We start from the raw sequence: 21,645 nt of genomic DNA on the forward strand, positions 1-21,645 counted from the left end.
AGCAAATTTAAAAACAGAGCCTCACAACAGCGTTGTTGTAAGGCTCAAATAATCTTTCTCAGAAGCTCAATTTTAAATTTAAAATCAAATATCTGTTGGTGATATTCCATATTGTTTTTTAAAAGCAGTAGAAAAATGAGATGGATTTTTAAATCCAACTTCCACATACACATCCTGCACTTTTTTGCCTTCTTCTTTCAGTTTAAAATAGGCTACTTCCAGACGTTTTTTAATCAGCCATTTTTGTGGGGTAAGGTTGCTTATTTTTTTGAAATCACGTTTAAAAGTTGCTAAACTACGCCCGGTGAAAGATGCAATTTGTTCCATCGTCAGTTCGTCCTGATAATTTTCATTTAAGAATTCTAAAATGTCCACTTTCCAGGGTTCAGCAAAGTCAAATAAGATGGGATAAAGTTGTTCATTGCTGTTCAACAAAACATAAATTCCTTCCAATAATTTCAAATATGTAACACCTTCCGTTGGTTTTATGTTACTATCAAAATAGGGTGTAAGCGATTGAAACAGACTTTCTATTGCGGGAGAAGGTTGTAATTTAAAAACAGAATCATCCCAAACAGCTATGTTTTTTGGCATTTCAGCCTTATCCATTTTACTGTAAAATTCACGTAACACACTTCGTTTAAACGTAAGCGAAATGCCTTTGTATAATTCTTCTCCCTTGCTGTTTTTGTACATTTTCAAACGGTGGTCTCTTTTGATAAAAGCACATTCACCTGCCTGTAACGTTATTTTTCTATTTCTATCTTCAATCACTTGTTCTCCCGAATACAGATACACCAAAACGTGTTCAGGCGTTGCATGAATACACTTTTCGCTATAATCTGAAAAGCAGGATAAAAATATACCTGAATAAGCTATGGTTTTTAAACTATCGTCCTGTTGCACATTCATAAATTTGCTGATGATACATTATTAATATACAAATTTAAACTTTTCGTTTTAGTCTGACTTTACTTTGGGGTTAATTATTTCTTTCTGTGGGGCTCACTTAAAATTATGTTTGGTAAAGTTAGTAGGTCTTTCTATTAGCGGTTTGGCTATTATTTCCGAGTTTAGAATTGGAAATTTTTACCTCCATTGGTGCGTTTGCAAAACGGATGGCGAAAAAAGGAAAGTATATTTCTGTTTTTTTATAGTGTAGTTTCTTAAAAGCAATATATTTGAAAAAATGTCTGATAAATATAAGTTATTATCGATAGTACAGTATCTACTTTTATAACTATCCCGATTGTGGACTGATAGAAATCTGTTTATAATAGCCGCGTTGCAAACGCTTTATTTAATTCACACAAGTAAATAGGTACTCGTCGCAAACGAGCCAAGAGAACCTGGACAAACAATTGTCAGTTGGGATTTTAAAGCGTTTTTTTAAGGTTTAAAAAGGCAACATTTTTTTTAAATGGTTTGGATAATTTTGAAGGTCTTTAGCCATATTGCCAAGTTTATAAATGTCAAAGCTGTTGTAACTATCTATAATTTCGTACCCGCAAAAACGATAGTTGCTAGTGATGTGCAAGAAAATATCTGTCAAACCTTTGCCTGCAAATAATTTTTGATTAGGATTATCAAATGCTTCGACTGGTGCGTTCCAAGTAGCACAAATCATAAACTTTTTGCCATCCATCAGTCCACCTGTTCCATATTGTTTTGTTGGGTCTTCATTAGTTCTACCGTCGCCAGTTAATAATTTTTTACTGGCAAAACCACTATTAAAAAGTTCGTCCACATATTTTTTGTAAATCCACGGTGCACCAAACCAATTTACTGGTGTTTGTAAAATTACAATAGCTGCTTGCAAGTGTTTTTCTACTTCTTCGTCTGCATTGTAGCCGTCTTCAACTTTTGTTTCTAAAACTTCAAACCCTTTAGATTCGAAAAAGTCTTTTGCTTTTTGTATAAATGAATTATTTAAAGTTCCTTCTGTCCAATTTGGGTAAGTTAAATGAGTATTGATAAGCAATACTTTTTTTGATTTGTCCATTCTTAAATGCTTTATATTATTTTAAATTTTTACCGAAAAAGGTTGCCATATTTTCTGCAACTTGATTTACATATTTTGGAATATCGTATAAGTCCATATGAGTTGCACCGTCAATAAGCTCCAGTTCTTTCAGACTTGTTACTCTTTTATAAATACCTTCTCCTTGCCAACGAGAACCTGCATTGCTACCCACTATGATAAGTATTGGTTGTATAAGTAAAGTTTCAATGTTTGCATAAGCATCAAAAGCCATCATTTTGTCTAAACTTGTAAACAGAAAAATATTGGTGGAGTTAGGATGTTGTGCTCTAGGTGTTCTGTAATAATCGTATGCTTCAATCAAATCGTTTGGTGTGTTTGCATCGGGTTTTTCAGGTACATAATTTATATACATTGGCTCGGCTCCTTTTGCTTCTGCGTTACGCTGTTTTGCAACTGCTTCTAATGTTGTTATAGATTCTGAAATAGGAGTTTTTCCGTCCCAACCTTTTTTGTTACCTGTGCTAACAGGACTTGCAACTGCAATTGCTTTTATTCTGTGTTCGGTTTGTGCCGCATTTATAGAATAACCACCGCCTGCACAAATACCTATTAATCCAATTTTTTCAGCATCAGCAAATTTTAGCGTACTTACATAATCTACCGCACTTCTAATGTCTTCTACTCTTTGGGCTGGGTCTTCCAAAAATCTTGGCAAGCCTTCACTTTCGCCTTGGTGTGAAGCATCAAACGCCAATGCAACATAGCCTTGTTCAGCCATTTTTTGAGCATACAAACCCGAAGTTTGTTCTTTAACGCCACCGCCAGGATGAACAGTAATTATTACGGGATATTTTTTGTTTTCATTAAAAGCTGCAGGCAAGTATAAATTCCCTGCCATTTTTAGATTATTGTTGTTGAATGTAACCTTTTCAACCTTTTGTGCTATTGATTTTGTTCCGAATGATAACACTGTAAGGAATGTTATTAGAATGATTTTTGCCTTCATTGTTTTATATTTAAAATGATAGGGCAAATTTAGAAGCTTGTAGCACAACCAAATGAAACAGAATACCAATAAAAAAGAAACAAATTACTTATTACAAAGACAATGCTGTTTTAGAAACAATGCCTTTGCATTATTTTTTACCAATTGCTTGTAATCGGTATTCTTTTGGTGTGAGATTAACTTGTTTTTTGAAGAATTTTGAAAAGTAATTTGGATACTCAAAACCCAATTCATAAGCTACTTCTGTGGTGTTTAGTTTTTTGTCATCTACTAACAACTCTTTGGCTCTTTTAATTACAAAATCGTGAATATTTTCGAGTGCAGATTTATTGGTAAAATGTTTTACAATGTCGCCTAAATAGTTTGGCGTTAGGCCTAATTTATCTGCAAAATATTGAACATTTGGAAGTTGAGAAACAGGTTGATTGTAATAATCTTTAATTTTTTGTTGAAAATCGGATACAATGCGATTATACTCTTTTGGGTCAGTAGAAAATTGTCTTTTGTAAAATGCTTCTACCAACGAAATCAAAATATTAACATAAGAAAGTAATACTACAAAATTTTGTCTTTCTTTGTTGTAATACTTAATCATCAGTTCAAAAAGAGTAGTAATTTCTACAATTTCGTTGTCTGTTAGAAATAAAGGTTCGTGCAGACCGTAATCAAGATAATTCTTAAACAAAAACCGATTTTCTTCAATAATTTTTTTAGACAATTGCACATACATTCCCTTGTAAGTAGGTTCAATATCCCATCCGCCAATCATTTCAGGACTGTTGAAAAATACTGCATTCACAGGCCTTGCATTAGGTGTCGTTTTGTCTACAAAATTGGTTTTAAATGAAACCCTGTAAAAGTCAACCCTTACAGGTTCTGATTTCAAAAGCATATTCGGTGGGTCGTAATAACCAACGTCAATATCATTGTCCAAAGGATTTGGTAAACCTATATATTCATTGAATGTTTTGAAATCTTTAAATATTCTCATATAACAAAGTTAAAAATATCTGGTTAGGATTTATTCTATATTTTTTATTAATAAGAAAGTGATGAAGATAATTCACGATAAGCATTTGCTTGCTCTTGTAATTCATTTACTTTTCTTTCTACTTCAGCCAAACGGTCTGCACCAGCCATCCACCGTTTTGGAGGTGTATCTTCGTTGGCAATTTTAAGTAATGCAACAGCAAATTTAGCTGGGTCACCATCTTGTTTTCCATTCATATATTCCCAATTTGGACGAAGCATTACTAAACGTTCATCATAGTCATCAATTTCAAGTTCTGACCATTGAATAGAAGAAGTTTTTCATAAACTTGTTCTGAAAAAACCAGGTTCTACAATGGTTGTGTTTATGCCAAATGGCGCCACTTTATAGAACAAAAGTAAAAATAGCTGGCGTAGGTATAGGAAACATTCTACTATAAAAAAGGAAACAAATTACTTATGGAATGGTTTTTTATCTTCAATTTTTTTTAGCAGTTTCGTAATCGAAAATGGAAGGTAACTTGCATATATGTGCTACTCTATAACAGAAAGCTATCCTAAAACCAAGCGGATTTTAATTATACTGTTATTCTGCTAAATATACTAAAAATCAAAACCTCCCTAAAACAAAAAAACTTCCCTTTTCAGAGAAGTTTTCGGTATCAATTGGACTATTTGCTAAACGTCATCATAATCTACATAAATGCTTTCTGATGTTGGATGCGCTTGACAGGTTAAGATTAAACCATCGGCGATTTCTTTATCAGTAAGAATAGAGTTTTTAGTCATTTCGGCAGTTCCTGAGGTAACACGAGCCAGACAACTGCTGCATATTCCGCCTTGGCAAGAATACGGAGCGTCAAGACCTTGTTTTAAGGCTGCTTCAAGGATGGTTTGCTTTTGTGACATTTCAAAAGTCGTTTCATCATCATCCACCATAACAGTGATTTTCGAATGCCCTTCTAATGATTTTTCGATTTTATGTTCTTTGGTTGAAGTAGTAAACAATTCAAATTTTATGGCTGATTCTTTGATATTTTTTGCTGCCAAAACACTCGAAACGGTATTAATCATCTCTTCCGGTCCGCATAAATAGAACTTATCAAATTCCAATTCCTTGTGTTTGTTATTCAAAACAAAATTCACCGCCGATTTATCTATTCGACCAAATAATGCATGTTCTGCTTTGGCTTGACTGTATACATAATGTACAAAAAGACGGCTTACATATTGCAATTGTAAATCGTGTAATTCTTGATGAAATATCGTTTCCTCGGGAGATCTGTTTCCATAAACAAGAACAAAAGAGCTTTTAGGCTCGCTTTTCAATACTGATTTCAGGATAGAAAGTACGGGCGTGATTCCACTTCCGGCTACAAAAGCCACATAATTTTTTTGTCGGTCAGCATGTGGCTCAAATGTAAATTTCCCTTCCGGTTTTCCTACTTCCAGCGCATCACCTGCTTTCAATTTTGTATTGGCAAACTGAGAAAAAGCACCATTTGCTACTGCTTTTACAGCAATTCGCAATTCTCCGCTTTCTGGAGCGGAACAAAGAGAATACGCACGACGAATTTCCTGATTGTCTAAGGTAAGTCGAAGATTAATATATTGACCCGCAATGAAAGTATAGTTTGGTTTTAATTCCTCGGGAACATTAAAAAGTATGGAAACCGCATCTTTGGTTTCACGTTTTACTTCTTTTATAATAAGTTTTAAAAAGGATGGCATGGGATTAATTTTTTACAAAAGTAGGAAACGACAAATAAATGGGGATTATAATTGCGGATTTTTTTATATTAGATGTAACATTTCAAGAATTTTACTACCAATTACGAAACCAAACTATAAACCATGTTCAAAAAATTTATCTATCTTGAATGGAAATCCTTTACTAGATCCGCTTCCTTCGCAACAAATTTAGGTTTAAAAATCTTGATGCTTTTTCTGGCGATTTATTTCGCTTTAGTTTTTTTGGCTTTGGGAATTGGAGCCTTTTATATTATTAAGAAAATGAATCTGGAACCATTGGTAACCGTCAATAAATTCCTGATTTACTACTTTTTATTTGATTTGATTTTTCGTTTGCTGTTGCAAAAAATTCCGGTAATGAACATTCGTCCCTTATTGGTTTTACCATTTAAGAAACCAACAATTGTTCATTTTTCGTTGGGCAAAACCGTATTGTCTTTTTTTAATTATGGACACGCTTTTTTCTTTTTGCCATTTTCAGTAGTATTAATCATGGAAGGTTATGATGTGGTGAGCGTATTGCTTTGGCATTTAGCCATGATTTCGTTGATTTACATTAATAATTTTCTAAATATCATATTCAATAACAGAGACAATTTGTTTGCCATTTTCGTGGGAATTGTGATTGTTTTGGGAGGCTGTCAGTATTATCATGTTTTTGATATTACTAATTATACAACCATTTTCTTTGAGGGTTTATTCCACACAAAATGGATGTTTTTACTGCCAATCTTGGCTTTAATTGGACTGTATTATATTACGTTCAACTATTTCAAGAACAATATGTATCTTGATTCAGGACTTTCAAATAAACAACAGATCGCCAAAACCGAGGATTTAACCTGGCTGAACCAGTTTGGAACATTGGGAACATTTTTGAAGAATGACATTAAACTCATCAAAAGAAATAAACGATCTAAAACTACTGTAATCATGAGCGTGGTGTTTTTATTCTATGGTTTCCTATTCTTTACCAATGGAATCGAAGCCTACAACAAACCGATAATGCACATTTTCGCAGGCATTTTTGTCTCTGGTGGTTTTTTATTCACTTTCGGACAATTTGTGCCCAGTTGGGATAGTTCTTATTATCAATTAATGATGACCCAAAATATTCCGTATCGAGGATATTTGAGTTCAAAATGGTGGCTGATTGTTATCGCAACGGTTATTTCGACGATTTTGTCTTCATTCTATTTGTATTTTGGATGGCAAGTGTATCTGACAATTGTTGCGGGCGCCATTTATAATATTGGAGTAAATTCACATTTGGTGCTTCTTGCGGGCGCTTACACAAAAACCCCAATAGATTTAGATTCCAGCAAAGGCGCTTTTGGAGATAAAAAAGCCTTTAGTGTAAATACCATGTTGATTTCGTTACCTAAATTGCTATTGCCGGTGGGACTGTATTGGATTGGTTCTAAAATAATGAATCCCAATTTAGGATTAGCGATGGTTGCTATTGCCGGAATAATAGGTTTTGCTTTGAGAGATAAAGTTTTCACACAAATTGAGAAAATTTATAAAACGGAGAAGTACAAAACCATAGCGGCTTACAAACAAAAAAGTTAATTAGAAATCATATTAACCAATAACCAGTTAAACGATTAAACTTTAAAAAAAATGATACAAGTAAACGATCTTTCAAAAACATATAACGGCACAACAGTTCTTAAAATCGAAAATATGGAAATCCCAAAAGGGCAAAGTTTTGGATTGGTAGGGAATAATGGCGCCGGAAAAACCACATTTTTCAGTTTGCTGTTGGATTTAATCCAGCCTTCAACAGGACATATCATCAACAATGAAATTCAAGTGAATGCAAGCGAAAACTGGAAACCTTTCACCGCTTCTTTTCTGGACGAAAGCTTTTTGATTGGCTACTTAACCCCCGAAGAATATTTTTATTTCATAGGTGATTTACGCGGACAAAACAAAGCCGATATCGATGCTTTGCTGGTCAAACACGAGGAATTTTTTAATGGCGAAATCCTTAAAAATAAGAAGTATTTGCGGGATTTATCCAAAGGAAATCAGAAGAAAGTGGGAATTATCGCGACACTCATTGGTAACCCGGAAGTAGTAATTCTGGACGAACCCTTTGCTAATTTAGACCCAACAACGGTCAATAGATTGAAAAAAATCATCAAAGAATTAGCCGAAAATCCGGATGTAACCGTGCTGGTTTCCAGTCATGATTTACTGCATACAGTGGAAGTTTGTAACAGAATTGTGGCATTGAATAAGGGCGAAATCGTAAAAGACATTCAAACATCTGCTGAAACGTTGCAAGAGCTGGAACTGTTTTTTGCAGTTTAAAATTTAATTTGGGCGTGACCCGGAAAGAAAAATTCCGGGTCGGGCTTTTCGCTCTCAATCTTTTTTATTCTTGAAAAAAGAATAAAAAAGTATTTCCGCTGCTATCCCTCACGCAAAAGCAAAAGCAAAACCGGAAATCAAAAAGAAACCTAATAATTTCCTCGATAGCAAAAAGAAACGTATTTTTACAAGTCATTATACTAAATAGTATTTTTAGAAGTTAATTGATAAAAAACGTTTACCATTGAAAACCAACACATTAAAACATATATTTTCGCTAGGATTTTTATTGTTTTTGGTAGCGTGTTCTACTAAAAAGGACACTTTTTTGGCTAGAAAATCACATGCTTTGAGCACGAAATATAATATTCTATACAACGGGCAAATAGGGTTGGACAAAGGAGTTAATGGTATAAAAGCGAACAGTAAAGATAATTTTTGGAAGCGTTTGCCAATCGAAAGAATGCAAATGGAAGAGGATATTTCACCTGATGGAAAACCTAAAAATGCTGATTTTGAATTGGCAGAGACCAAAGCCACAAAGGCAATTCAAAAACACTCGATGAACATTGGCGGAAGAGAAAAAAACAGCCAAATTGATGAAGCGTATTTACTACTTGGGAAATCCCGTTATTACGATCAAAGATTCGTTCCGGCCCTAGACGCATTCAATTATATTTTATACAAATATCCCAACAGCAGCAGAATTTATGAAGCCAAAATTTGGCGTGAAAAAACCAATATGCGACTTGGGAACGATGCTTTGGTAGTGAAAAACATGACCAAATTGTTGAAGGAGAAAGAATTGAAAAAACAAGTTTTTGCTAATGCAAATGCACTTCTTTCAGAAGCTTTTTTAAACTTAGAAGAAAAAGACAGCGCTTTAGCAAAATTAAAAATAGCCGAAAAATATACCAAAGTAAAAGCTGAAAGAGCGAGATACCGTTTTATTCTTGGGCAATTGTACGAGGAATTAGGTAAAAAAGACAGCGCCATTTTGAGCTATGAATCCGTGATAGCTATGAATAGAAAATCCGAAAGAAAATATGTTATTCAGGCTTACGCCAAAAAAGCAGAATTATTCGATTATAAAACGGGAGATACCACTGCGTTTTTAAAAACATACAACAAACTAATTGCCGACAGAGAAAACAGACCATTTCTAGATGTGATTTATCGAGAAAAGGGGGTGTTTTATGATAAAAACAACAAACAAAAAACAGCTTTAAATTTTTACAATGCTTCGCTAAAAAAAGCAACTACAGATCAATACTTAATTGCTTCAGATTACAGGGATTTAGGAAATATGTATTTCAAAAATGCCGATTATCCAGTAGCCGCTAAGTATTATGACAGTACTTTAGTAAAGCTGGACGTTAAAACCAGAGAATTCATTCGCATCCAAAAAACCAGAAAAGATTTAGACGAAGTAATACAACTCGAAGCGATTGCCAAAACTAACGATAGTATTTTGTATGTGGTTGCTTTGTCAGAAACAGACCGGGGTTTGTATTTTGAAAATTATATCGACAAGTTAAAAAAGACGGATGAAGCTAAAAGAATTTTAGAAGAAAAACTCAAAAAGAAACAAGAAAATATAGAAAGAAATACTAAAACAGCTACTATTGATCCGGCTGCTCCTAATCAGGAACCAGGAAAACCAGCTAAGAAATCATCATTAGCACCACCTACTATGGCCAGTATTTCTGGACAACAGTCAGCCAGTATTTTCTATTTTTATAATCCTACGACCATTGCTTTTGGAAAACTGGAATTTAAAAAAACATGGGGAGACCGATCTTCAAAAGGAAATTGGAGAGTATCAGCCAACAAAACTGATTTTGTTGTGAAAGACTCTATAAACGGAGATAAAGCGTCATTGGAAGACAAATTAGCAGCGGACAAACCAGTTGAAACATACACGACTGACTATTACCTAAAACAACTTCCAACAAATCAAACCGCGATTGACAGTATTGCCAAAGAACGTAATTTTGCCTATTATCAACTTGGGGTTATTTATAAAGAAAAATTCAAAGAATATGAATTGGCCAGCGCTAAACTGGAACAATTATTGAAAAATAATCCAGAAGAAAAACTGGTTCTTCCTGCACTTTATAATTTATATAAAATTTACCAAATTACGGATACCGCTAAAGCGGAGGATATCAAAAATAGAATTTCGGCTCAGTATCCAAATTCTCGTTATGCACAAATAATAAACAATACCAATTCGAATGTAGCATCAGATAATGAATCACCGGATAAAGTCTATAATAAGTGGTATAAATTGTATCAAAACGAACAGTATGCTGTAGTGTTAGCAAAAATTGATGATTTGATTAATCAGTTTTCGGGTGATGAAATTGCTCCTAAATTTGAACTTTTAAAAGCAACCACTCTTGGAAAACTTAGAGGATTATCAGCCTATAAAAAAGCATTGCAGGAATTAGCGGATAATTACCCTAACAGCGAAGAAGGTAAAAAAGCCTTAGAAATCCTTACCACGCAAATTCCGTTTTTAGAAGAAAAGGACTTTAGTACTGTTGATACGAAGAATTGGAAAATTCTTTATAAAGTAGCAGCAAGAGCCGATAAAAATACAAAGGCAATGGAAGATAAATTAAAGTTGTTTATTGCAGAGGAGAATTTTCAGACGATTTCTTATTCATACGATGTTTATACTGAAAAAGAAAATTTCATTACCATTCATGGGATTAATTCGGAACCTTATGCAAAAAATATCATTCAGGTTTTAAAAGAAAATATAAAATATAAAATTGACGAACCAGCAATAGTTGTTTCCGCTGAAAACTATAAAGTAATTCAAATCAAGAAAAACTTGGAAGCGTATTTAGCGCCTAAAAACCCATAATCATGTTTGATAAAAAGCCAAAATCATATACGGATCTTTTGGGGAAAACCAATAGAATAGTAGAGGGAACCATCATAAAAGGCGATATTATTTCTCAGGCCGATTTTAGACTGGATGGGGAATTAATCGGTAATTTTCAATCTAGCGGAAAAATTGTTATTGGCCCTGCGGGAAGTGTTACCGGTGATATAGTTTGTAAAAATGCGGATATTGAAGGGAAGTTCAATGGTAAGATTCAGGTTACTGAAGTGCTGAATGTAAAGTCAAAAGCAAGTATTCATGGTGAAGTTTCAGTAGCGAAATTATCGGTGGAGCCCGGTGCTGATTTTAGTGCATCTTGCACAATGAAAACCAATATAAAAAACCTAATGGCTCATGATGGAAAACAAACCGAACCCCAAAAAAGCGAGTAAGTGGCTTGCGCTGATTAATATTCCAATTCAAATGGGAGCAATTATCTTTCTGTTTTCCTATCTGGGGAACTGGTTAGATGAAAATCATCCGAGTCCAAAAGTGTACTACATTAAAATTTTAGTGATGGTTGGTGTAGCCTTAGCGTTGTATAATGTAATCAGACAGGTTAACGAAATCAATAAATCACAATGATTTTTATAATAAAAAATGCGCATGAATCAACAGTAAACATGGTGTGTTTGGGATAAACTAAATATAGAATAACTTTGCGCCTTCACGGCAAAAACAAACCAAATGAATTTAAAAAATTACAAACCGCTTCTAAACTTATTGTTACTTGCAGGATTAGCCTACATTATTCATAAAATTGTTTTTTATGTTTTAAATATAAACGATGAAGCTTTTCACTATTCGTTAGAAACGCTCTATTTGCTATTTTTAGGTTTATCAACAATCGTATTTATTGTTTTGTTGAAAGTCAGAGCGCGCAGTTTTGACAACGTGGGAATGTCATTTCTATTGAGTACAAGCGTTAAGATGATTTTTTGCTATTTAATTTTAAGACCGTTATTGCAGGTTTCAACTCAAAATAACACGATAGAAAGGAAGAATTTTTTTATGATGTTTATTCTCTTTTTAGCAATTGAAACGATTTTAACGATACGGATATTAAACGAAAAGCAATAAATATATTGTTTACATGACAAATACTCCAAAAATAAATTTTTATATGCTTTTGAATATTAATAAAAAATGTACATTTGCACCAAATTTCAGAAACGTAATAAATTAAGATAATTAACTGTTATGGTGATTTCAAACAAACCACTTAGATTTATATTAGTAGCTTTAGTAGCATGTCTTCCTTTAATCAGTTTTGCAAATCCTGAAATGGATACTGTAAACGTAAAAACGGAAGTTGCCCAAGAGGTAGCAGAAGAGGCTCATGCTGAACCAACAGATGTAAAATCTAAAATCAAGGAATTTATCAATCATCACCTTTTGGATGCGCATGATTTTACGCTATCTGTAAATGAAGAGACGGGTGAGCATTATGGTTTTTCATTACCAATTATTCTTTGGGATAATGGTATTCAAGTTTTTTCTTCTTCAAAATTTCATCATGGTGAAGAAACTGCAGAACACAATGGTAATTATTATGTGTTGCATCATGAAAAAATATATAAAACGGATGCGGATGGAACTTTAACAGAAGGCGAGCACGGTCATCCTACTAATGCAACTCCACTTGATTTATCAATTACTAAAAGTGTTGTGGGGATTTTAGGTATTGCTGTTTTAATGTTCCTACTGTTTACAAGTTTGGCTAAATCATACGGTAAAAATAACGGAATAGCTTCTGGAGCCGGACGCTTTTTTGAGCCTCTTGTGCTTTACATCAGAGACGAAATTGCAATTCCGAACATTGGAGAAAAAGGATATAAGAAATACATGAGTTACTTGCTTACTATATTTTTCTTTATTTTCTTCCTTAATATATTAGGATTAACTCCGCTAGGATTTAACATTACAGGGAATATTGCAATCACGGCATCTTTGGCCTTGTTAACGTATATAATCACCACTTTCACTGCAAATAAAAATTACTGGGGACACATTTTCTGGATGCCAGGTGTGCCAACTCCAATGAAATTTATTTTGGCTCCAATTGAATTATTAGGAACAATCATCAAACCATTTTCATTAATGATACGTTTGTACGCTAATATTTTAGCAGGACACGTAGTTTTGATGAGTATCATTGGTTTAATGTTTATCTTTAAAAGCTGGATTGGAAGTACGTTATCTTTTGGATTGGCATTTGCGCTTTCTATCCTTGAAATATTAGTTGCTTTTTTACAAGCATATATTTTCACAATGTTATCTGCACTTTATTTTGGAGCAGGAAACGAAGAGCATCATCACGAAGAAGCTCATTAAAAAAGTTTAATTGGTTATTTGTTTAATCGGTTAAACGATTAAACAAATAACCAATTAAACCATAAAAAAGAATGTTTAATTTTTAATATATATATTATGCAAATTCCAACTATTGTAGGAGCAGGGTTAATTGTAATCGGAGCAGGTTTAGGTATTGGTAGAATTGGTGGTTCAGCAATGGACGCTATTGCTCGTCAACCAGAAGCTTCAGGAAAAATCCAAACAGCTATGCTTATCGCAGCTGCACTTATTGAAGGTATTGGTTTCGCTGCGTTATTCGCATCTTAATTAAAACACAAAAAGCAACAGTTACAACGGTTGGTTGTGACTGTTGTTTTTAAAATTAAAACATTAAAAATTTATAATAATATACAATGGATAAGTTAATAAATGATTTTTCGTTTGGTTTGTTTATTTGGCAAGTTTTAATATTTGTTGGATTAATATTCTTATTAAAAAAATTCGCTTGGAAACCCATTCTTGATGCAGTAAATGATAGAGAAGAAGGAATTAAAAATGCATTGCTTTCAGCTGAAAATGCTAGAAAAGAAATGCAAAATCTTCAAGCTGATAACCAACGGATTTTGCAAGAAGCAAGATTAGAGCGTGACAACATGCTTAAAGATGCTCGTGAAATGAAAGAGAAAATGGTTGCTGATGCTAAAAACGAAGCGCAGGCACAAGGTCTAAAAATGATTGAGCAAGCGAAAGCAGCAATTGAAAGTGAAAAAAATGCAGCAATGGCTGAATTGAAATTACAAGTTTCAACTTTATCATTGAGTATCGCAGAAAAAATATTGAAAGACGAATTATCTAACAAAGAAGCTCAAACTAAATTAGTTGAGAAAATGTTAGGTGACGTAAAGATAAACTAACAATTATGGCAAGTACAAGAGCAGCAATTCGCTACGCAAAAGCAATTCTGGATATGGCAGACTCCATTGGCGTAGCCAATGAGGTAGGCAAAGACATGACTTTAATTGCTTCGACAATCAACGGAAATCAGGAATTGAATACTTTTATTGAAAATCCTACCATTAAAGTTGAAGTTAAAGAAAATGCACTATTGGAAGTTTTTGCAGATGTGAATGGGGTAACAAAAGGACTTTTTCATTTGTTATTCGAAAACAAAAGATTTGAAATTCTTGAGGCAATCGCTTTGGAATACAAAAAATTGTTAGATGAAATGAACGGTATTGAAGTTGCGAAAGTAACTACCGCTTTTCCATTAGATGTTGACTTAAAAGCTAAAGTTTTAGCTAAAATTGGAACACTTTCGGATAAAAAAATCACAATAGAAAATGTAGTAGATCCTTCAATTATTGGAGGTTTTATCCTAAGAATAGGCGACCAGCAGTACAATGCTTCAGTAGCCAACAGATTACAAGTATTAAAGAGAGAGTTAAGTAATTAGTTTTATTACACATTTAAGTGTCTAAATTATAAATTAAGATGGCGGAAATCAAACCTGCTGAAATTTCAGCAATATTAAGAAAGCAAGTAGAAGGTTTTGAATCTGGTGCTACACTAGAAGAAGTAGGAACAGTACTTCAAGTTGGAGACGGTATTGCTCGTGTTTACGGGCTTTCGAATGTTCAATATGGAGAGTTAGTTGAATTTGACAATGGATTAGAAGCTATTGTTTTGAATCTTGAAGAAGACAATGTAGGGGTGGTACTTTTAGGACCGTCTACAGGAATCAAAGAAGGTTCAACTGCAAAAAGAACACAACGTATTGCTTCTCTTAAAGTAGGAGAACAAATGGTAGGTCGTGTGGTAAACACGCTTGGTTTTCCAATTGATGGAAAAGGACCAATCGGTGGAGATTTATACGAGATGCCTTTGGAGAGAAAAGCTCCTGGAGTTATCTTCCGTCAACCCGTTACTGAGCCATTACAAACAGGAATAAAAGCAGTAGATGCTATGATTCCAGTTGGACGTGGACAACGTGAGCTAGTTATTGGTGACCGTCAAACAGGTAAATCAACTGTTTGTATCGATACTATCTTAAATCAAAAAGAATTTTATGATGCTGGGAAACCAGTATTCTGTATATATGTTGCAATTGGACAAAAAGCGTCAACTGTAGCAGGAATTGCTAAAATGTTAGAAGAAAAAGGAGCAATGGCGTATACCATTATTGTTGCTGCTAATGCTTCTGATCCAGCTCCAATGCAAGTGTACGCTCCTTTCGCAGGTGCTGCAATTGGTGAATATTTTAGAGATTCAGGTCGTCCGGCTTTAATTGTTTATGATGATTTATCTAAACAAGCTGTTGCGTATCGTGAGGTTTCTCTTTTATTAAGAAGACCACCGGGACGTGAAGCTTATCCTGGAGACGTTTTCTACCTTCACAGTAGATTATTAGAACGTGCTTGTAAAGTAATTGCAGATGATGGAATTGCTAAAGACATGAACGATTTACCAGATTCATTGAAATCAATTGTAAAAGGTGGTGGTTCTCTTACTGCTTTACCAATTATTGAAACGCAAGCTGGTGACGTTTCTGCGTACATCCCAACAAACGTAATTTCGATTACAGATGGTCAAATTTTTCTTGACGGAGATTTGTTCAACTCTGGGGTTCGTCCAGCAATTAACGTAGGTATTTCGGTATCTCGTGTTGGAGGAAATGCACAAATTAAATCAATGAAAAAAGTAGCAGGTACCTTAAAACTGGATCAAGCACAATTCCGTGAATTGGAAGCGTTTGCTAAATTTGGTTCTGATCTTGATGCCGTTACTTTAAATGTAATTGAAAAAGGAAGAAGAAACGTTGAGATTTTAAAACAAGGTTTGAACGATCCTTACACTGTTGAAGATCAAGTTGCGATTATCTATGCTGGTTCTAAAAACTTATTGAGAAATGTTCCTGTGAATAAAGTAAGAGAATTTGAGAAAGATTTCTTGGAATTCTTGAACAACAAACACAGAGCAACTCTTGACGCTTTGAAAGCAGGAAAATTGACAGACGAAATTACAGATGTAATCGAAACTGTAGCAAAAGAATTATCAGCAAAATATAACTAAAAAAGTTTTAAATTTTAAGTAGTAAGTAGTAAGGTTTTCTTTATTACTTATTACTTAATAATTACTACTTAATACTTACAAAAAAATGGCAAATTTAAAGGAAATCCGTAATAGAATTACTTCCGTTTCATCTACGATGCAAATCACATCGGCAATGAAAATGGTTTCTGCAGCAAAGCTAAAGAAAGCACAAGATGCAATCACAGCAATGCGCCCTTATGCCGAAAAATTAACGGAATTATTGCAAAATCTTTCTGCTACACTTGAAGGTGATGCCGGTGGAGAGTTTACAACGCAACGTGAAATCAAGAAAGTTTTAGTGGTAGCCATAACTTCAAATAGAGGTTTGTGTGGTGCATTTAATACCAATGTTATCAAGGAAGCAAAAAGCAGAGCTGAGTTTTATGCAGGTAAACAAGTTGATATTTTTGCTATTGGTAAAAAAGGAAATGATGTTTTGAGTAAAACACTTTCGGTTGTTGAAAACCAAAGTGCTATTTTTGATACATTGACTTTTGATAATGTTGCCAAGATTTCAGATATGTTGACTGAGAAATTCGTTTCTGGTGAATATGATAAAATTGAGTTGATTTACAACCAATTTAAAAATGCTGCGACACAAATCGTTCAAACAGAACAATTTTTGCCATTAGCACCTATAAAATCTGATCTTACGGTTTCAACTGGCGATTATATATTTGAACCTTCAAAAGAAGAAATCGTGTTGACTTTGATTCCAAAATCATTGAAAACACAATTGTATAAAGGAATTCGTGATTCATTTGCTTCAGAGCACGGAGCGCGTATGACAGCCATGCACAAAGCAACTGATAACGCAACTGAGTTGAGAAATCAATTGAAATTGACTTATAATAAAGCACGTCAAGCTTCTATTACTAATGAGATCTTAGAGATTGTTGGTGGTGCCGAAGCATTGAATGGATAATAAATTATTGATTCAAAATATATTCTAAGAGCCAACCATGTGTTGGCTCTTTTTTTGTTTAAATTTATAGTTTAAAACACAATAGGAAGAATGCAATTAGAAATTAGAGAACTGACCACTTTAGACGAAATGCTTAGCAATATCGAAGTAATGCGGTTTTTATATCCCACATTTACTTTAGAAAAATATGGAGCTTATTTGGTTGAGATGATACCGCATAATTACAAGCAAGTAGCTGTTTTTGAAAATGAGGTTTGTGTGGCTGTTTCAGGATTTTGGTTGGGAACAAAACTATGGTCGGGAAAATATATCGAGATCGACAATTTTATCGTTCATCCCGAACATCGCTCTAAAGGTTTGGGGAAAATGATGACAGATTATATAGATGCAAAAGCCAAAGAGACAGGTTGTACCATGATTGTTTTGGATGCTTTTACTGGGAATTTTACGGCACACCGCTTTTATTATAACCAAGGATATGTCCCAAAAGGATTCCATTTTCTTAAAATTTTAAACGAAGAAGGATTAAGTTAAATCCCAAAAGATGAAACGATCTAAAAGAATAATACTCCTGTTTTTACTTACAATCAGCTTAACTTTTTGTGCTATGAAACAAGAACTTCAAACGGAATTTCCACAGGAAATTAAATCTGTTTATTTTCAGAAATGGATTGGTGGAGAGAAAGGAAGCGGAATTGATTTTTATATTGAATTCAAAAAGTCTCTTTCTAAAGAAATTAAGCTGGAGAAAATCATTTTTAGAAATCTGGAAACAAATCTTAAAGAACTGTCCAAAAATACTTTTGTAGCACATTTTTACCAAAAGAATATAAATCAGGATTTAATCTTGGACAGTGATTCTCTAAAAGAATATGGTAATAAGGCGCCAGTTATACTAAAACCAAAATTCGATTTAAAACCAAATGAAGCTTTATTAGAATATACGAAAAATAAGAAAGCCTTATTTTTCAAAATAATGAATGCCAAAGAAAACCCAACTATTGCCTATCCATCGATAAATAAACCAAAGAATTAGTTATTTTTGTTTTTATAAATATAAACAGATAAATCATTTTGGGATTATATAAAAGCCTTTTCAAACAAACAGCAATTTATGGACTAGCTACGGTTATACCTAGAATGTTCAGTTTTTTACTAGTTCCACTTTATACTGATTTATTGCCAAAAGCTGAGTATGGAAAAGTGTCCATAATTTTCGCTTGGATGATTTTTTTCAATGTTATACTTGCTTACGGAATGGAAACCGCTTTTTTTAGATTTTATAATAATGAAACCAATAAGAAGTCCGTTGTGGAAACTACTATGGTTTCGATTTTTTGGACCTCCATTTCTTTTCTATTTGTTGGGCTTTTATATCGAAATACCTTGTCTCAATGGTCAGGAATAGATACGCAATACATCACCTATACCATTTGGATTTTAGCATTGGATGCTTTGGTAATTATTCCGTTTTCAAAATTGAGAGCCTATCAAAAACCAATGGTTTATGCTGCTATCAAAATTGGAAATGTTGTAGTTAATCTTTCTTTAAGTGTTTTCTTTTTACTCTTTTTACCCAAAATTGCGGAATCCAATCCAAATGGATTTTTAGGTTCTTTGTATATTGAAAACTTCCAGATTGGCTATATATTTTTAGCCAATATCATCGCCAGTTTATTGACATTTGTAGTGTTGTCTCCGGATTATATCTTGCTTAAATGGAAATTTGATGCTGCCCTTTGGAAACGAATGATGCGTTACGGATTGCCTATAATGGTCGCCGGAATTGCATTTGCCATCAACGAGCAATTTGATAAAATTCTATTAGGGAAATTATTACCGGTAAATATTGCCGAAGCTGAAGTTGGAGTGTATTCTGCCTGTTATAAACTGGGGTTATTCATGGTTTTGTATCGAACAGCCTATACATTAGGAATAGAGCCATTTTTTTTCAGCCATGCTTCTAATGCTAACGCACCGCAAACGTATGCCACAGTGACCAAATATTTCGTCATTTTTGGCTCTTTTATTTTATTGGGAGTAATCGTCTTTGCCGATATTCTAAAACAGCTTATGATTCGGGATACCTCGTATTGGGAAGCCATGAAAGTGGTTCCGTTGATTATTCTCGCCAATTTTTTCCTCGGAATTTACACGAATCTTTCCGTTTGGTACAAACTCATCGACAAAACCTATATTGGGGCCTATATCTCCATTGTTGGCGCCATAATAACATTGGTGTTAAACTATATGCTCATCCCAACGATGAGTTATTATGGGTCAGCAATCGCTACAATAGCAGCCTACGGTAGTATGATGTCTATTTCCTATTATTTAGGAAATAAATATTATCCAATACCGTATGATATAATGAAAATAGGAGGATATCTTGGTCTTTCAATAGGATTTTCGGCCATTTCATTCTATGGTTTCCGAGAAAATTATTTTGTTGGAATTCCATTACTACTCGCATTCATGTATTTTATATATTACAACGAAAAAGAAATGTTAACCAGAATTTTGAACCGAAAAAATAACTAGAATTTAACTTAATCAATTTTAGGAGCCATTTCCTGCTATCCGTTGCAATCTTTCTAGTCCTGAACTTGTTTCAGGATCCTGAAACAAGTTCAGGACTAGAAAGGATTTTCACTGCTATCAGGGCTAAAAATAAATAAAAAAATGACGATAAAAATCATCAATAAATCAGAACATGCTTTGCCAAACTATGAAACCATAGCTTCGGCAGGAATGGATTTAAGAGCAAACTTAACGGAATCAATAACCCTAAAACCATTGGAAAGAGCCATAGTAAAAACTGGTCTTTTCATAGAATTACCAATAGGTTACGAAGCACAAGTGCGACCAAGAAGTGGTCTGGCCGCCAAAAAAGGAATTACAGTTCTCAATTCTCCCGGAACAGTTGATGCCGATTATAGAGGCGAAATAGGCGTAATTTTAGTAAATTTATCCAACGAAGCTTTTGTAGTTGAAAACGGAGAACGCATCGCACAACTTATAATCGCAAAACACGAACGTGCGGAGTGGATAGAAGTTCAGGAATTAACCGAAACTTCAAGAGGCGAAGGCGGTTTTGGAAGTACAGGAGTGAAATAGAAATTAGTTTTCAGTTGCAGTTAGCAGTTGTGCTATGAGATGCTATTTTGCAACAAATTTCAAATAAAAAATCCGTGGAAATAGGTTTAATCCGTTTAATCTGTGGCCAAATAATATAAGAAAACCTTTGTGAACTTTGCATAAAATCTTGCAAATTTTGCGCTAAAATAAAAATTGAATTAATAAGAGGATGATATTGCTTCGTTCCTCGCAATGACAAAAACAAATGAAAATAATTGTACCAATGGCTGGGCGAGGTTCCAGATTAAGACCACATACATTAACCATTCCTAAACCATTAATTCCTGTAGCCGGAAAACCAATCGTTCACCGTTTAGTAGAAGATATTGCAGCTGTTTTAAATCAAGATATTGAAGAAATTGCCTTTATCATCCATGAAAGTTTTGGCAAAAAAGTAGAAGAGGAATTAATAGCTATCGCACAAAAATTAGGCGCTAAAGGAACGATTTATTATCAAAACGAAGCTTTAGGAACCGGTCACGCTATTATGTGTGCCAAAGATTCTTTGAGCGGACCAGCTGTTATTGCGTATGCGGATACTTTAATTCGTGCCGATTTCGATTTAGATCAAAATGCCGATAGTGTTATTTGGGTTAAACAAGTAGATCACCCAGAGGCTTTTGGTGTGATAAACTTAAACGAAGCGAATGAAATAGTCGAACTGGTGGAGAAACCTGCGGCCTTTGTTTCGGATCTTGCCGTTATTGGAATTTACTATTTTAAAGATGTTGCCGTTTTAAAAAATGAACTTCAATTAGTATTAGACAATAATATTATTCACGGTGGAGAATATCAAATTAACGATGGAATAAAGCAAATGATGGCAAAAGGCATGGTATTTGTTCCCGGTAAAGTAGCCGAGTGGATGGATTGTGGAAATAAAGACGTCACCGTGGAAACGAATTCCAGAATGCTAGGGTTCTTGCACAACGATGGAATACATTTAGTGGACTTTGATGTTAAGTTAGAAAATTCAACCATCATTCCGCCATGTTATATTGGTGAAGATGTGGTTTTGATAAACGCAACTGTTGGGCCTAATGTGTCATTAGGAAACGGATGCCATGTGTCAAACAGCACCATAAAAAATAGCTTGGTTCAAACTCATTCTCATATTAAAAATGCGAATCTGGATAATGCGATGATAGGAAACCACGCCAGTTTCGACGGTAAATTTACAAGTATAAGTATTGGAGATTATTCGGTGTTGGAATAATTGCATCCAAAATGATGAAATAAAGGGCAAGAAA

23 protein-coding genes are annotated in these 21,645 nt (G+C 34.1%); 17 read left to right on the forward strand and 6 right to left on the reverse strand.

Features of this window, described 5'->3' with window-relative positions; all coding sequences use genetic code 11:
- Positions 1 to 84: 84 nt before the first annotated feature.
- From ACNQGG_RS01370 to ACNQGG_RS01395, 6 genes are all read right to left on the reverse strand, one after another.
- Positions 85 to 912, reverse strand: coding sequence for an AraC family transcriptional regulator (locus tag ACNQGG_RS01370; protein WP_417960810.1), 828 nt, complete (start codon positions 910 to 912; stop codon positions 85 to 87).
- 484 nt (positions 913 to 1,396) lie between these two features.
- Positions 1,397 to 2,002 carry an NAD(P)H-dependent oxidoreductase gene (locus ACNQGG_RS01375; RefSeq protein WP_417960812.1) on the reverse strand — a complete coding sequence of 202 codons (606 nt, stop codon included), beginning with the start codon at positions 2,000 to 2,002 and terminating at the stop codon, positions 1,397 to 1,399.
- Between the two features lie 16 nt (positions 2,003 to 2,018).
- On the reverse strand, positions 2,019 to 2,990 hold the full coding sequence (locus tag ACNQGG_RS01380) for an alpha/beta hydrolase (RefSeq protein WP_417960814.1): 972 nt from the start codon (positions 2,988 to 2,990) through the stop codon (positions 2,019 to 2,021).
- 130 nt (positions 2,991 to 3,120) lie between these two features.
- The gene (locus tag ACNQGG_RS01385; RefSeq protein ID WP_417960816.1) at positions 3,121 to 3,981 is read right to left on the reverse strand and encodes a helix-turn-helix domain-containing protein; all 861 of its coding nucleotides are present in this window, start codon (positions 3,979 to 3,981) and stop codon (positions 3,121 to 3,123) included.
- A gap of 47 nt (positions 3,982 to 4,028) precedes the next feature.
- Positions 4,029 to 4,241, reverse strand: coding sequence for a Rossmann-fold NAD(P)-binding domain-containing protein (locus ACNQGG_RS01390; RefSeq protein WP_417960818.1), 213 nt, complete (start codon positions 4,239 to 4,241; stop codon positions 4,029 to 4,031).
- 417 nt (positions 4,242 to 4,658) lie between these two features.
- A complete protein-coding gene (locus ACNQGG_RS01395) occupies positions 4,659 to 5,711 on the reverse strand; it encodes a 2Fe-2S iron-sulfur cluster-binding protein (RefSeq protein WP_417960820.1) in 1,053 nt (350 codons plus the stop codon).
- 123 nt (positions 5,712 to 5,834) lie between these two features.
- Here ACNQGG_RS01395 and ACNQGG_RS01400 point away from each other — a divergent pair, with 123 nt between their 5' ends.
- The 17 genes from ACNQGG_RS01400 to ACNQGG_RS01480 all read left to right on the forward strand — a co-directional run bounded on the left by ACNQGG_RS01400 (position 5,835) and on the right by ACNQGG_RS01480 (position 21,611).
- Positions 5,835 to 7,304, forward strand: a complete 1,470-nt coding sequence (locus tag ACNQGG_RS01400; RefSeq protein ID WP_417960822.1) for a DUF5687 family protein — start codon at positions 5,835 to 5,837, stop codon at positions 7,302 to 7,304.
- A 51-nt stretch (positions 7,305 to 7,355) separates the two neighbouring features.
- Positions 7,356 to 8,051 (forward strand): ABC transporter ATP-binding protein, encoded by a 696-nt coding sequence (locus tag ACNQGG_RS01405; RefSeq protein WP_417960824.1) that lies wholly within the window; start codon positions 7,356 to 7,358, stop codon positions 8,049 to 8,051.
- Positions 8,052 to 8,295: 244 nt separating this feature from the next.
- On the forward strand, positions 8,296 to 10,926 hold the full coding sequence (gene porW, locus ACNQGG_RS01410) for a type IX secretion system periplasmic lipoprotein PorW/SprE (protein WP_417960826.1): 2,631 nt from the start codon (positions 8,296 to 8,298) through the stop codon (positions 10,924 to 10,926).
- A 2-nt stretch (positions 10,927 to 10,928) separates the two neighbouring features.
- Positions 10,929 to 11,339, forward strand: coding sequence for a bactofilin family protein (locus ACNQGG_RS01415; RefSeq protein WP_417960828.1), 411 nt, complete (start codon positions 10,929 to 10,931; stop codon positions 11,337 to 11,339).
- Positions 11,305 to 11,532, forward strand: coding sequence for an AtpZ/AtpI family protein (locus tag ACNQGG_RS01420; RefSeq protein WP_417960947.1), 228 nt, complete (start codon positions 11,305 to 11,307; stop codon positions 11,530 to 11,532). Before ACNQGG_RS01415 ends, ACNQGG_RS01420 begins: the two co-directional genes overlap by 35 nt.
- A 102-nt stretch (positions 11,533 to 11,634) precedes the next feature.
- Positions 11,635 to 12,027 (forward strand): hypothetical protein, encoded by a 393-nt coding sequence (locus ACNQGG_RS01425; RefSeq protein ID WP_417960830.1) that lies wholly within the window; start codon positions 11,635 to 11,637, stop codon positions 12,025 to 12,027.
- A gap of 120 nt (positions 12,028 to 12,147) precedes the next feature.
- On the forward strand, positions 12,148 to 13,281 hold the full coding sequence (gene atpB, locus ACNQGG_RS01430) for a F0F1 ATP synthase subunit A (RefSeq protein WP_417960832.1): 1,134 nt from the start codon (positions 12,148 to 12,150) through the stop codon (positions 13,279 to 13,281).
- A gap of 96 nt (positions 13,282 to 13,377) precedes the next feature.
- On the forward strand, positions 13,378 to 13,569 hold the full coding sequence (atpE, locus tag ACNQGG_RS01435) for an ATP synthase F0 subunit C (RefSeq protein ID WP_007136870.1): 192 nt from the start codon (positions 13,378 to 13,380) through the stop codon (positions 13,567 to 13,569).
- An 86-nt stretch (positions 13,570 to 13,655) separates the two neighbouring features.
- Positions 13,656 to 14,156, forward strand: a complete 501-nt coding sequence (locus tag ACNQGG_RS01440; RefSeq protein WP_417954359.1) for a F0F1 ATP synthase subunit B — start codon at positions 13,656 to 13,658, stop codon at positions 14,154 to 14,156.
- Positions 14,157 to 14,161: 5 nt separating this feature from the next.
- Positions 14,162 to 14,695 (forward strand): ATP synthase F1 subunit delta, encoded by a 534-nt coding sequence (atpH, locus tag ACNQGG_RS01445; protein ID WP_417960834.1) that lies wholly within the window; start codon positions 14,162 to 14,164, stop codon positions 14,693 to 14,695.
- Between the two features lie 38 nt (positions 14,696 to 14,733).
- A complete protein-coding gene (gene atpA, locus ACNQGG_RS01450) occupies positions 14,734 to 16,311 on the forward strand; it encodes a F0F1 ATP synthase subunit alpha (RefSeq protein ID WP_126455013.1) in 1,578 nt (525 codons plus the stop codon).
- 85 nt (positions 16,312 to 16,396) lie between these two features.
- Positions 16,397 to 17,257 carry an ATP synthase F1 subunit gamma gene (gene atpG / locus ACNQGG_RS01455; RefSeq protein WP_417960836.1) on the forward strand — a complete coding sequence of 287 codons (861 nt, stop codon included), beginning with the start codon at positions 16,397 to 16,399 and terminating at the stop codon, positions 17,255 to 17,257.
- 90 nt (positions 17,258 to 17,347) lie between these two features.
- Positions 17,348 to 17,791 carry a GNAT family N-acetyltransferase gene (locus ACNQGG_RS01460; RefSeq protein ID WP_416855829.1) on the forward strand — a complete coding sequence of 148 codons (444 nt, stop codon included), beginning with the start codon at positions 17,348 to 17,350 and terminating at the stop codon, positions 17,789 to 17,791.
- Positions 17,792 to 17,864: 73 nt separating this feature from the next.
- Entirely contained in the window at positions 17,865 to 18,293 is a 429-nt protein-coding gene (locus tag ACNQGG_RS01465) for a hypothetical protein (RefSeq protein ID WP_417960839.1), read from the forward strand.
- A 38-nt stretch (positions 18,294 to 18,331) separates the two neighbouring features.
- Positions 18,332 to 19,798 carry a lipopolysaccharide biosynthesis protein gene (locus ACNQGG_RS01470; protein WP_417960841.1) on the forward strand — a complete coding sequence of 489 codons (1,467 nt, stop codon included), beginning with the start codon at positions 18,332 to 18,334 and terminating at the stop codon, positions 19,796 to 19,798.
- A 141-nt stretch (positions 19,799 to 19,939) separates the two neighbouring features.
- Complete coding sequence (gene dut, locus ACNQGG_RS01475; RefSeq protein WP_416855832.1) at positions 19,940 to 20,374, forward strand: dUTP diphosphatase; 435 nt, start codon at positions 19,940 to 19,942, stop codon at positions 20,372 to 20,374.
- Between the two features lie 226 nt (positions 20,375 to 20,600).
- Complete coding sequence (locus tag ACNQGG_RS01480) at positions 20,601 to 21,611, forward strand: sugar phosphate nucleotidyltransferase (protein WP_417960843.1); 1,011 nt, start codon at positions 20,601 to 20,603, stop codon at positions 21,609 to 21,611.
- Positions 21,612 to 21,645 lie beyond the last annotated feature (34 nt).

This window comes from Flavobacterium esculini (assembly GCF_048284325.1).
Taxonomy (GTDB): domain Bacteria; phylum Bacteroidota; class Bacteroidia; order Flavobacteriales; family Flavobacteriaceae; genus Flavobacterium.

What these genes read in the sequence shown, in the direction of transcription:
- ACNQGG_RS01370 (WP_417960810.1), bottom strand. Translation starts at nt 912, where the DNA reads ATGAATGTGCAACAGGACGATAGTTTAAAAACCATAGCTTATTCAGGT.
- ACNQGG_RS01375 (WP_417960812.1), bottom strand. Translation starts at nt 2,002, where the DNA reads ATGGACAAATCAAAAAAAGTATTGCTTATCAATACTCATTTAACTTAC.
- ACNQGG_RS01380 (WP_417960814.1), bottom strand. Translation starts at nt 2,990, where the DNA reads ATGAAGGCAAAAATCATTCTAATAACATTCCTTACAGTGTTATCATTC.
- ACNQGG_RS01385 (WP_417960816.1), bottom strand. Translation starts at nt 3,981, where the DNA reads ATGAGAATATTTAAAGATTTCAAAACATTCAATGAATATATAGGTTTA.
- ACNQGG_RS01390 (WP_417960818.1), bottom strand. Translation starts at nt 4,241, where the DNA reads ATGCTTCGTCCAAATTGGGAATATATGAATGGAAAACAAGATGGTGAC.
- ACNQGG_RS01395 (WP_417960820.1), bottom strand. Translation starts at nt 5,711, where the DNA reads ATGCCATCCTTTTTAAAACTTATTATAAAAGAAGTAAAACGTGAAACC.
- ACNQGG_RS01400 (WP_417960822.1), top strand. Translation starts at nt 5,835, where the DNA reads ATGTTCAAAAAATTTATCTATCTTGAATGGAAATCCTTTACTAGATCC.
- ACNQGG_RS01405 (WP_417960824.1), top strand. Translation starts at nt 7,356, where the DNA reads ATGATACAAGTAAACGATCTTTCAAAAACATATAACGGCACAACAGTT.
- ACNQGG_RS01415 (WP_417960828.1), top strand. Translation starts at nt 10,929, where the DNA reads ATGTTTGATAAAAAGCCAAAATCATATACGGATCTTTTGGGGAAAACC.
- ACNQGG_RS01420 (WP_417960947.1), top strand. Translation starts at nt 11,305, where the DNA reads ATGGAAAACAAACCGAACCCCAAAAAAGCGAGTAAGTGGCTTGCGCTG.
- ACNQGG_RS01425 (WP_417960830.1), top strand. Translation starts at nt 11,635, where the DNA reads ATGAATTTAAAAAATTACAAACCGCTTCTAAACTTATTGTTACTTGCA.
- atpB (WP_417960832.1), top strand. Translation starts at nt 12,148, where the DNA reads ATGGTGATTTCAAACAAACCACTTAGATTTATATTAGTAGCTTTAGTA.
- atpE (WP_007136870.1), top strand. Translation starts at nt 13,378, where the DNA reads ATGCAAATTCCAACTATTGTAGGAGCAGGGTTAATTGTAATCGGAGCA.
- ACNQGG_RS01440 (WP_417954359.1), top strand. Translation starts at nt 13,656, where the DNA reads ATGGATAAGTTAATAAATGATTTTTCGTTTGGTTTGTTTATTTGGCAA.
- atpH (WP_417960834.1), top strand. Translation starts at nt 14,162, where the DNA reads ATGGCAAGTACAAGAGCAGCAATTCGCTACGCAAAAGCAATTCTGGAT.
- atpA (WP_126455013.1), top strand. Translation starts at nt 14,734, where the DNA reads ATGGCGGAAATCAAACCTGCTGAAATTTCAGCAATATTAAGAAAGCAA.
- atpG (WP_417960836.1), top strand. Translation starts at nt 16,397, where the DNA reads ATGGCAAATTTAAAGGAAATCCGTAATAGAATTACTTCCGTTTCATCT.
- ACNQGG_RS01460 (WP_416855829.1), top strand. Translation starts at nt 17,348, where the DNA reads ATGCAATTAGAAATTAGAGAACTGACCACTTTAGACGAAATGCTTAGC.
- ACNQGG_RS01465 (WP_417960839.1), top strand. Translation starts at nt 17,865, where the DNA reads ATGAAACAAGAACTTCAAACGGAATTTCCACAGGAAATTAAATCTGTT.
- dut (WP_416855832.1), top strand. Translation starts at nt 19,940, where the DNA reads ATGACGATAAAAATCATCAATAAATCAGAACATGCTTTGCCAAACTAT.
- ACNQGG_RS01480 (WP_417960843.1), top strand. Translation starts at nt 20,601, where the DNA reads ATGAAAATAATTGTACCAATGGCTGGGCGAGGTTCCAGATTAAGACCA.